11 protein-coding genes are annotated in these 10666 nt (G+C 43.3%); all 11 read right to left on the reverse strand.

Features of this window, described 5'->3' with window-relative positions; all coding sequences use genetic code 11:
- Positions 1-4: 4 nt before the first annotated feature.
- A complete protein-coding gene (locus tag ABCM67_RS01160) occupies positions 5-316 on the reverse strand; it encodes a hypothetical protein (protein ID WP_110103921.1) in 312 nt (103 codons plus the stop codon).
- Between the two features lie 63 nt (positions 317-379).
- A complete protein-coding gene (locus tag ABCM67_RS01165) occupies positions 380-835 on the reverse strand; it encodes an NUDIX domain-containing protein (protein ID WP_015524893.1) in 456 nt (151 codons plus the stop codon).
- A 100-nt stretch (positions 836-935) separates the two neighbouring features.
- Positions 936-2429: a penicillin-binding transpeptidase domain-containing protein gene (locus ABCM67_RS01170; RefSeq protein ID WP_147602987.1), complete on the reverse strand. Its 1494-nt coding sequence runs from the start codon at positions 2427-2429 to the stop codon at positions 936-938.
- A complete protein-coding gene (locus ABCM67_RS01175) occupies positions 2332-3711 on the reverse strand; it encodes an FtsW/RodA/SpoVE family cell cycle protein (RefSeq protein ID WP_147602988.1) in 1380 nt (459 codons plus the stop codon). Before ABCM67_RS01175 ends, ABCM67_RS01170 begins: the two co-directional genes overlap by 98 nt.
- Before the next feature lie 6 nt (positions 3712-3717).
- Positions 3718-5877, reverse strand: a complete 2160-nt coding sequence (locus ABCM67_RS01180; RefSeq protein WP_147603105.1) for a U32 family peptidase — start codon at positions 5875-5877, stop codon at positions 3718-3720.
- A gap of 88 nt (positions 5878-5965) precedes the next feature.
- Positions 5966-6373 carry a cell division protein ZapA gene (locus ABCM67_RS01185; protein ID WP_015524889.1) on the reverse strand — a complete coding sequence of 136 codons (408 nt, stop codon included), beginning with the start codon at positions 6371-6373 and terminating at the stop codon, positions 5966-5968.
- Between the two features lie 177 nt (positions 6374-6550).
- Positions 6551-7582, reverse strand: coding sequence for an N-acetylmuramoyl-L-alanine amidase (locus tag ABCM67_RS01190; protein ID WP_147602989.1), 1032 nt, complete (start codon positions 7580-7582; stop codon positions 6551-6553).
- A 392-nt stretch (positions 7583-7974) separates the two neighbouring features.
- Positions 7975-8307: a ribonuclease gene (locus ABCM67_RS01195; protein WP_110103919.1), complete on the reverse strand. Its 333-nt coding sequence runs from the start codon at positions 8305-8307 to the stop codon at positions 7975-7977.
- A gap of 99 nt (positions 8308-8406) precedes the next feature.
- A complete protein-coding gene (locus tag ABCM67_RS01200; protein ID WP_110103918.1) occupies positions 8407-8670 on the reverse strand; it encodes a DUF6275 family protein in 264 nt (87 codons plus the stop codon).
- Positions 8671-8680: 10 nt separating this feature from the next.
- On the reverse strand, positions 8681-8983 hold the full coding sequence (locus tag ABCM67_RS01205) for a DUF4406 domain-containing protein (protein ID WP_022426487.1): 303 nt from the start codon (positions 8981-8983) through the stop codon (positions 8681-8683).
- A gap of 468 nt (positions 8984-9451) precedes the next feature.
- A complete protein-coding gene (gene ruvB, locus ABCM67_RS01210; protein WP_015524888.1) occupies positions 9452-10462 on the reverse strand; it encodes a Holliday junction branch migration DNA helicase RuvB in 1011 nt (336 codons plus the stop codon).
- Positions 10463-10666: the final 204 nt, after the last annotated feature.

Here is a 10666-nt window from a genome sequence, read left to right on the forward strand (position 1 = left end):
TGGTTCACCTGTTTTTCAGATATTCTTTTATTTTAAAATTTCCAGTTTCGGTATAAACCTGTTCGATCATATCCTGTACCATCTGTATAGCACCGGATTTCCCTCTGGCCATTCCAACGATCAAAGGACAGGTGGCTCTGGCGCTTCGCTGTACAAGCATGCCTGCGGGAAGAATTTCCAAAATATTTCCGGGATTATCAGACAAAGTAACAACGTAGATATCCGGCACGAATTTACCAGCAGTGATCCTGGTTCTTATTCTAGTAGGATTTTTTACATCATTTCCTATGTAATAGTTTTTCATCCATTTCAGCAATCTGCCCTCACCTCCGTTATAATGCCAAACAGGGCTGCGTATGTACACAGCCCTGTCCTGTTGTTAAAAATACTTCTGCTGTTTCGCCCAGACGCCTTCACTTCGCATTTCCAGATACTCCTGATAGGCCTGTTCCACGATATGCTTCTCGTTGGAAAAACGGAGAAGATGATAGATCTCATGAAACTTATAGTATCCGGAATCTACAAAATATTCCTCTCGCTGGGGTTTGCTATGATAATTATCAGCTATCATGAGATACCAGTGTACCTCTTTCATTACCACATCCTCCGGAACGGTGAAATTATACTGGCTCTTGCCGATATATTTCACGATAGAGGCCCGAACACCTGCTTCTTCCATTACTTCACGTAAAGCAGTCTGTTCAAAAGTCTCTCCTTTTTCTACAGTTCCTTTGGGAAGCACCCATCCTTCATAACGGTTCCTGTAGGATTTATACAATGCCAGGATCTTACCCCGATGAATTACCACACCGCCACAGCTTGTTGCTTCTATCATATTGCAATCCTCCTGTAATGCGTGTGTCTTTTGCACTGGCTATAGTATACCTCTTTTTCACCTTATAGGCAAGGGGCAAGAAGCAGATACTGTTCTCAATTTAATCGAAATAATATGCATCAAAAACATCTGCCGCAATGGGAACTGCCGCTTCACTTCCTGTTCCGCCGTTTTCCACGATCACTGCAATGGCGATATCCGGATCATCTACATTAGAATAACCCACAAACCAGGAATGACTGGAACCATTTTCATCAAACTCCGCAGAACCGGTTTTTCCGGCAACAGTATATCCTCGTCCGTTCAATGCAGAAGCCGTACCGTTTTCAACTACATTTTTCATTAGTTTTCCAAGGATATTGGCTTCATTTCTTGTCATCAGACGTTTGTATTCTGTTTTTTCTGTTTCCCTGACCGCATCACCGGAATTATTCACGATCTTGTCGATCATGGTTGGTTTCATCAGTACACCATCATTGGCGATGGCACTTGTGATCAAGGCCATATGCATCGGAGAAACAAGAGTGTTACCCTGGCCGATCGAGGTCTGCATCACAAGTGCGTTCGGAGAATCATTATCCAGGGTAAAACGGCTGGTTTTATAGGAATTCAGCGGAAGAGCCTTATTAAAGAGCAGATCCTCTGCAGTACTTTTCAGAGTACCTCCTCCCAGACCAAGTCCCATATCTGCAAATGCACAGTTACAGGAATGTGCAAATGCGGAATAAAAATCCTCCTGTCCATGTACTGCACCGTTGTAACACTGGATCGTGTGGTCATCCACTGTGATACTTCCCTGACACAGGTAGGAATATCCTTCCAGTGATCCCTTTTGCCTGAAATAATCCAACGCCGTGACGATCTTAAATGTTGATCCCGGCGGATAAGCTCCATTGGTTGCACGGTTTAAAAGGCTACTGTTACTCTCATCATTAACAAGGGTATCCCAGTTCTGTGCGATCGTGTTCGGATCAAAATCCGGTTTGCTCACCATAGCCAGGATACGTCCAGTGGATGGTTCCAGTACAACTACCGCTCCTCTCCGGTCTCCCAGAGAATTGTATGCCGTTGTCTGAAGATCTGCATTCAGACTGGAGATCACGGTATCACCCTGATTCTTTTTTCCCAGGAATTCATTTTTCATCTGTTCCAGAAAAAATGAATGGGAGGTGAGAAGCTGGAAATTTGCTTCCGATTCCAAACCGCTCTTACCATTGGTATCATATCCTACTGCATGTGCAAAAATATTAGAAAACGGATATGTCCTCTCTTCTGTTCCATCTTCATACACATTGGTCTGTGCCAGGATCTCACCATCCGAAGACTGGATACTTCCGCGTACGACCCGGTCCGAAAATGTATCCTGACGGGTGTTGTACGGGCTGTTGATAAAATCTTCGCTTTTTATGGCGTCAAAATAGATCAGATATCCGATCAGACTGACAAAGATCAATATAAAGAAGGCCGATACAAAAGTTAAAGGCCGGTTCTTTTTTCTACGGAGTCTGGCGACTTCTCTTTCTCTCAGGCGTTGCTCTCTTTCCTCTTCTTTCAATCGTTTCTTTTCGCTGCGTTTCAATTTGTTCGTCCTCATCTTCCCTCAGAATATACAGTCCCTGAATGATCGCAAGCATCAGGATGGTACACATGACAGAACTGCCTCCGTAACTCACAAGCGGAAGAGTAACTCCTGTCATTGGAATAAACTTGGTTGCACCGCCGATGGTCAGAAATACCTGAAAAGCATATTCTGTTCCGAGCCCCAGTGCGATCAGTTTATAAAACGGATTCCTGATCTTTAATGCAATGGTAACGATCATCAGAAAAAAGCTTGTGCATACAAGGATCAGGCAGATGGCAAAAATGCCTCCCAGTTCCTCGCAGATAGCACTGAAGATAAAATCATTTTTTACGACCGGGATTTTCTCCGGAGAGCCCTGACAAAGTCCCATTCCAAACCATCCTCCGGTTCCGATTGCAAACAGTGACTGCACGATCTGATAACCTTCATTTTGATAGACCGCCATCGGATCCTTCCAGGCACTGACTCGCTGACGGACATGCCCAAAAAGATGATACGCGATCACCGAACCAACGCATCCTCCGCCAAGCCCCAGGAATAAATAGCCTGGATTTCTGGTTGCCACATAGATCAGTACAAGGTAGGTGATAAAAAAGATCACTGCACTACCCAGATCCCTGGAAAGAACCAGGATCCCTACATGGATCACTGCAACGATCGTAGCCAGTACTACTTTACGAAAATCCACCTTGGTACACAGAAGCGACGCCATGAAAAATACGAAAGTTATCTTGATCACCTCGGAAGGCTGGATTCCCATAAGAGAAAGCTTCGCACCGTAGCTTGTGCTTGCCAGAACAAGGACTGCCGCCAGTAGTACAATACCAATTCCGGCATAAGCCCATGTAAGATCCTTTAAAAATTTCATTTTTCGTATCATTACCGGTATCACCAGTGATACTGCACTACCTGCTGCCACGATCAGAAGCTGCTTAGTTGCAGACGGAAGTGAAAGCCGGCAGAGCATGATAAATCCCACGCTCAGGAGCATGCACATATTGTTTAAAAGAAGCAGCGATGCATTCGGATAAATGATTCGATAAAGGATCTGGATCGCTGCAAAAAAGATCATCATTTCGATATAAAACAGGATGACCCTGAAATCCATGCTTTTTAAATAGATTACAAGAAATGCTGTAAAATCAATAAAAAATATCATGGTCAGCTGCTGATGGAGCAGTTCTCTCTTTTCTTCCTCATCCTGCCGCCACACCATATAAAAACAATGAAAGGTATAGACGATCATCAATGTGAGGATCACATACTTGGATAATTCTGTAATTACATTAATCATACACTTTTACTCGGCTCCTCTTTTAAAATGGCCTTTTGTATACCTACGTCCGGAAGGTTTTCCATTTTCCTGATAAACTGTCCGGAATTCTTTCAGGATCGTTTTGGCTTTCTCTGGCTCTTCGATCGTAAATGCCAGCCGCAAAGAGTGAAGGTTCAGTTTTTTTACCTGATCTTTTTCACCCGGAAGTCCGTAAGGAATGCTGTTATAGATGATATTATAACAGTATTTTGCTTTTTCAGAGTTGTTTTTTCCCCATGGAGTACAGCTGCATTTTACCGGAAATTCACTGTTATAGCGGTCTTTCAGATAAACAGTCTCACATTTTCCTGTACATCCGAAGAGATTCTTCCTTACGCACTGCGCAGAAAGCATCAGTGGGATATAACCATATAAAAGCAGCTCAGAAGAAGTATTATCTCTGTGTTTCAGTTCACCCTCATTCAACTCAAGGGGAACTGTATTTCGAAGAACTCCCTCTTCCCGCCAGAAATCAACACTCTGATCATTCCAGGTATACATGGATGCATCCAGGATACATTTTTCGCCATATCCCATTTTTTTCAGTACGGCATAAGATTCCAGGTTTCTTACCAGAAAACCCTTCATACCCTGTTCCAACCATTTTTGAGCTGATCGAAGCCACTTTTCGGGGATTTCTCCGCGATGGATATGTGGAGTAGAAAGATATAATTCACTGCTTGCAGCAAGTTCCGGTGAAAAATATTTTTCCATAGTATCAAAAGGAAAATAAAAACCTGTAATCCCCGGTTCGTTCAAAAGTACTTCCGCAGTATCCGAACGTTCACAGGATACATACACAGGCAGGCTGTCTGTTACCCTTCTGTGACAGGCAGCCTGATTCTTAGATTTCGTCGGCTGCTTCGTAACCTGTGCTCTCTTCTGACATCCGATCAGTGCTTCCCGCAGCTGACTCAGAGCATCTCTTCGTACTTCATTGAGAACTTTAACCGGAACAAAAATCCTTCCATTTATTTCAATGTTCAGATCCTCCCACTGAAAATCTGTATTTCCCAGTTTCTCCATCTGCTGACGGATCCTCTGTTCTTCCATTGGCTGATTTTTAGCAAACTGTACCTCACCGCCCATAGCAGTTACTGTCTGGCCCTTGCAGGTTATTTCCAGTATAACAGGACTTTCAGGAGAAAGTATTAAATTCCCATGAATTTTTTCTTTTATTTTTCTGATCTCCGGCTGGATATTACCGGATTTTTTTTCATTGGCAAAAGCCATCATTTCCGGCCCGCGATACATATCATAGTATCCTTTGCAGGATCCTCCACGACTGAAAAGCTCAAGAAGATACTTCCGGTCTTTTTCCTGAACATGATATTCTTTTCCACTTAAATACATATCCAGATATTTTCGATATACTGCCGTGACGCCCGCTGTGTACGCCGGCTGTTTCATACGCCCTTCGATCTTCAGAGACATAACACCCGCCCCCAGGATATCCGGAAGAATATCCAGAGTGCAGATATCTTTCAGGCTTAATGCACAAAAATCCTTGTCTCCTTTATATTTTCTGTGATCCATGGTTACACTGTAAGGAAGTCTGCATGGCTGTGCACAGCGGCCACGGTTTCCGCTTCTTCCACCGAAAATACTGCTCATCAGACACTGGCCGGAATAGCTGTAACAGAGAGCTCCATGGATAAAAGTCTCTATTTCCAGAGGACTTGCCTTATGCATGGCAGATATCTCTTCCAGGGAAAGCTCTCTGGCCGGAACCACACGAGTTGCTCCCTTTTCCTCCAAAAATAGCATTCCCTCCGGTCCGGTTACTGTCATCTGTGTGCTTGCATGAATATCCAGATCCGGGAAATTCCGGCGTATAAAAGAAAATACTCCCAGATCCTGTACGATCACCGCATCCAGACCTGCCTCATAATATGGAAGCAGATATTCAAACAGCTGATCATCCAGTTCACGGTTCTTCAAAAGTGTATTCACAGTAAGATATAATTTACGGTTATGGATATGTGCGGTCTCAATGGCAGCGATCAGCTCTTCCTGAGTAAAGTTCTGCGCATAAGCTCTTGCTCCAAAAGCCGGTCCCCCTACATATACCGCATCAGCCCCGGCACCAATAGCTGCCTCAAAGATTTCATAAGAACCTGCCGGCGAGAGCAGTTCTGTTATCATATTTTTCAAAGTATTCCCTCATCTCCCATCTGTTAATCAATCCGATGACCATAAAACAAAAGAGGATTACCGAAGCAATCCCCCATCCTTATTTAAGCAGTTCATCAAGTTCTTTCTCCAGTTCCTTCACCTTACCGTCCAGAAGATTCTTCTGTTCCTGAGCTTCCTGTTCTGCCTTCTTCGCCTCTTCAATCTGCATTTTCAAAGAGATCAGTTCATGTTTCAGATCATACATCTCCTGGTCTTTCTGCTGCAGATCCTGTTCAAAAATCTCCGCCTGCTTCTTTGCCTTAAAATAATCATCTGTAATATTCAGACTGAGCAGTGTATGCTTGGTCTCCATGGCCTGTCTAGAGTATCCCGGCATCTGACTCAGCTCACTGATCTTATTATTCATATAGGCTGCAACCTTCTGAAAATATTCCTCGGACTCATACCCGCCCAGAGTAATGATCTTTCCATCGATAACAACCTGTGCTGTATTCTTTACCGCCATTCGTAAAGCCTCCTGAATTTATCTGTTACTGGTAATTTCCTCAATAACATTCCTCTGCATTGCCGGTCTTATAACCCACAATTTCTTTTATTATAACTGATTCCCGCAAAAATGTATAGAAGTTTTTCTATTATTTTGTCGATTACAATATTTTCCTTAAAAATGCAAATGTTTTTCTCAATTATGAGTGTTGGCTTTCATGTGTTCGATCACCCTTTTCCAGGAATCAATACCGCAGGTTCCACTTACCTTTACGCCTGTGTTTTTCTGGAAAACTTTCAGAGATGCTTCTGTATCGTCTCCGAAATGGCCATCCACAGTAACACCAAGTACAGACTGCAGCACAGAAACTGCAACGCCGGAATTCCCTTTCCGGATGATCGGAAGCTGGGTCTCAAATTTTCCTGTCAGAACTACTGCCTTTTCTGAAGTCTGTACAGGATACACTGCTTTTCCGTTCCAATCATAGATGGTGTAGCCCTGTTTCCACTCTTTCTTTGCATTCTCAAGGCTCTTGTATGCTCCGATCTGGCTCTTGCTGTCAGCCCAGGACTTTCTCGTGCGATAATACTTATCTACCGTCGGTGTGGCGGTCTCAGCTCCGATCAGCTGCTTGAACCGGTTCCAGTCACCTTTTGCACGAATTGCTGACGGGCAGTTCTTTGCACATACATCATAATGCTGCACAACTCTGTCTGCCGGGATTCCCAGCTGTTTCATAAGCTGTTTGCACACCTGGACTGTATTCTGGAAAGCTTTCTCATAGTTATAGCCTGCCTGGACGCACATCTCGATCCCTACTGAATTTCTGTTGTTGACAGTACCAAACAGCCGACCGCCGTAGTTAACCCCTACGTGCCATGCGCCACGGTTATACGGAAGCGCCTGATATGCCTCTGTGTCATCCACATATACATGTGCAGAATAGCCTTTAAAGTTTCCATCATGTTGAGCCTTAGCATGTGCTTTCGCATTTGCACCCTTGGCATAGTTATCTGTGTTGTGAATTACGATATATGCCGGTTTATGACCTGCATAGCTGTTGTTGTTACTGATAAGACTTGTGTTGATATTCATGGTTGTACTCTCCTTTTCTGTTTTTGATGTCTTATTTGATGCCTTAATAGATAATATGCCATTCAAAATGCTGATGATCTTCTGACCATAATTCCTGCCGGATACCTGAGCTTTTCCCATAATCTTTAACATATGTTTCCTCCAATAAAAAAAGACGATTACTCGCCTCCTAAAAATACTTGAATTATTTTTTTCGAAATGGTATATTGATAATACAAAGGAACAACCGCCCACAAGGGGTTGAACTCAGTGAATAGCGAAATAGAAATTCCACCCTACACTCAGCCAAAGTTTTGGGGTGGTTTTTCTATGTAGAAAATTACTTACAAAACGTCAAAACGAACGTAAGCAATGCCAGAATGAACATACCAAAAGCCATGAGGTCTTTGAAATCAAAATGATTCTTGTCCATCAGCACCACCTCCATTCTATGTAGAATAGAGGTCAGCCACCCTGCAACACGATTGCTCCGTGTTCTATATTATCATATCGTCCTTTGATGTTCAACGAATTTCACAAAGGGATCACTCGCCCTCTGAATCTTTGTATTTCGTCCTGTCCCAGATACCTTTTACTTTTTCCCAACCGCCGGTCGCAACCAAATACACTACAAACGCCGCAATAATCGATGCGAAAATATAATACCAGGTGACAGCTGTCTTATAATACGTGCACAGGACTGCCAGTGCCACCGGACACAGGATCAGTGATGTGACCAGTGCTACAATACTTGTCGGGATCTTATTAAGTCCCGGGAGCTCTTTGATCACCTGCACAATAATCGATACCAGGAACGCCAGCACCCCGATCAGCGCCAGACCATATGTTACATACTGCATCATTACATTTACATTCATGTTCATTCTCCTTTTCTTTCCAGATCTTCTATTCTATGACATGAGCAAATGATTGTTTCCATGTAGTGTTTCCCTTCTCCGACTGTTGCACCGGCGCAATTACAGTTTAAAGCACATGTTTTGAAATTTCTTATAAGCATCAAAGTATAACTCGTGCTTATCTCCGTTATATGTCAGCTCATAATACATTCCATCCGGCACAGTCGTGCTCAGAAGTGCTTTACTGTTCTGTAATGTCTTACAACTCCATACCACGTACACATACTGTACTGTGATCTGTTTTCCATCGATCTTATCCATGTGTGAATTGGTATATTCAGCTACTTTTACTTTGCAAAGTCTTAAAAATTCTTCATTTCCCATTCCTTACCTCCTACACATGGTCAATTCTCGGAATTCCATACTCAACCGCACGCTCATGTTCGATCTTGCATCCTCTTGCTTTCTGCCAGTCTTTTGCAAAATAGGCGATATCGGCATCAGATAAAAACTCCAGGGACTTTCCAATGAACCACAGAGGTTTTGCTCCTACCGGTGCTGACTGGAAGAAAGAATCAATAACCTCTACAGGTTCTCTCAACAACTCTTCTGCCGCTTTGATTGCCACCTTTCGCTCTGCAAGAATCTCCTCGTCTGCTTTGCCACTCATTGGCTGACTGATAAATAATTTCTTCATTTCTTGTCCTCTCTTTCTTAAAAAAGTGTATAAAAATACCACCTGTCATTTTCTGACTGGTGGATAATTATTGTTTATTTTAAGTCTTGCATTCTTGTGTATATTATCGTAAAATACACATAAGATATCTTAATAAGAACCATTCGCAGTACCCATGATCTTTTAGATCGTACAGCTGAATGGTTCTTATTTTTTATTTCTTTGATAAACACCAATTATTTTTCTATCCTTGTACAATGCGATCTCTTCCAAAAAAGGAGAGATGTGTTGATCTGAACAGATTATTGACCTGCTCCATTATTTCGCCCTCTTTCAGCGGGCAATCCGTTATATCAAAAATAAAGTTTCCTGCCTGGCGCTTTTTCTTTTTTACCGCATTATACAGAACGTTTTTTCACCTGTGCTAATAGTCTTCAATTCAGATTCTCTGGTAACTCAGTTACCGAGTAATTCACTTTTTTATGACCTTTACTTTGTCGATAAATCAGGACGAGGATATCCAAGATGGGTATATGCCAGCACGGAAGCCATTCTTCCACGTGGAGTTCTGTTAAGGAAACCTGTCTGCAAAAGATAGGGTTCATACACGTCTTCCAGTGTTCCGGAGTCTTCTCCGATCGATGCGGCAAGTGTTTCAAGCCCCACGGGGCCGCCCTGAAAATTCAGGATCAAGGTCTGGAGAATGCGGCGGTCTGTTTTATCAAGGCCATACTGATCTACTTCCAGAAGATCCAATGCGAAGCAGGCAACATCGTAGGTGATCACACCATTATACTTCACCTGGGCGAAATCACGTACTCTCTTCAGAAGACGGTTGGCCAGACGGGGGGTTCCTCTGGAACGCTTGGCGATCTCGGCAGCTCCATTGGGTTCGATTTCCACGCCAAGCACCTGAGCGGAACGTAGAATGATCGTCGTCAGTTCTTTTTTATCATAAAACTCCAGTCTCTGTGTTACGCCAAAACGATCACGAAGCGGCGCGGAAAGAAGACCTGCCCTCGTTGTTGCACCTACCAATGTAAACTTCGGAAGATCCAGACGAATGGAACGGGCGGATGCTCCCTTGCCGATCATGATATCGATAGCAAAATCTTCCATTGCCGGGTAAAGAACCTCTTCTACCTGTCGATTCAGTCTGTGTATCTCATCTACAAACAGCACATCTCCTTCCTGAAGGTTGTTCAGGATCGCAGCCATTTCGCCTGGCTTTTCAATCGCAGGACCTGATGTTACCTTCATATGTGTTCCCATCTCATTGGCAATGATCGCGGAAAGTGTAGTCTTTCCCAGCCCCGGAGGTCCATAAAACAGCACATGATCCAGTGAATCATGACGCTGCTTTGCTGCTTCGATATAAATTTTCAGGGTATCTTTTGTTTTCTGTTGACCAATATACTCATCCAGACTCTGAGGCCTTAAATTTCCCTCCAGGGAAAAATCCTCTTCTGTAACATCTGTTGTAATGATCCTGTTCTCCATTTGCTATGCTCCGTTCTATTTCATTTCAGTGCGAGCATGTTTGCTCTTACTCACGGCGGTGACATGCTCCCACCACTTAAATCTTACGATTTTGAAGTGGGGGCTTCCTGCTCGATTACCCTTTAGAGCAAAGCTAAAACAGGCTATCCCCGCGTGTCCCGCGGTTTTGTTTTTTATGTTTATCCGGTTACGGATTTTTTTCTT

The sequence above is a fragment of the Blautia sp. 2227st1_G12_2227SCRN_220401 genome, assembly GCF_039062885.1.
GTDB lineage: Bacteria > Bacillota > Clostridia > Lachnospirales > Lachnospiraceae > Blautia_A > Blautia_A fusiformis.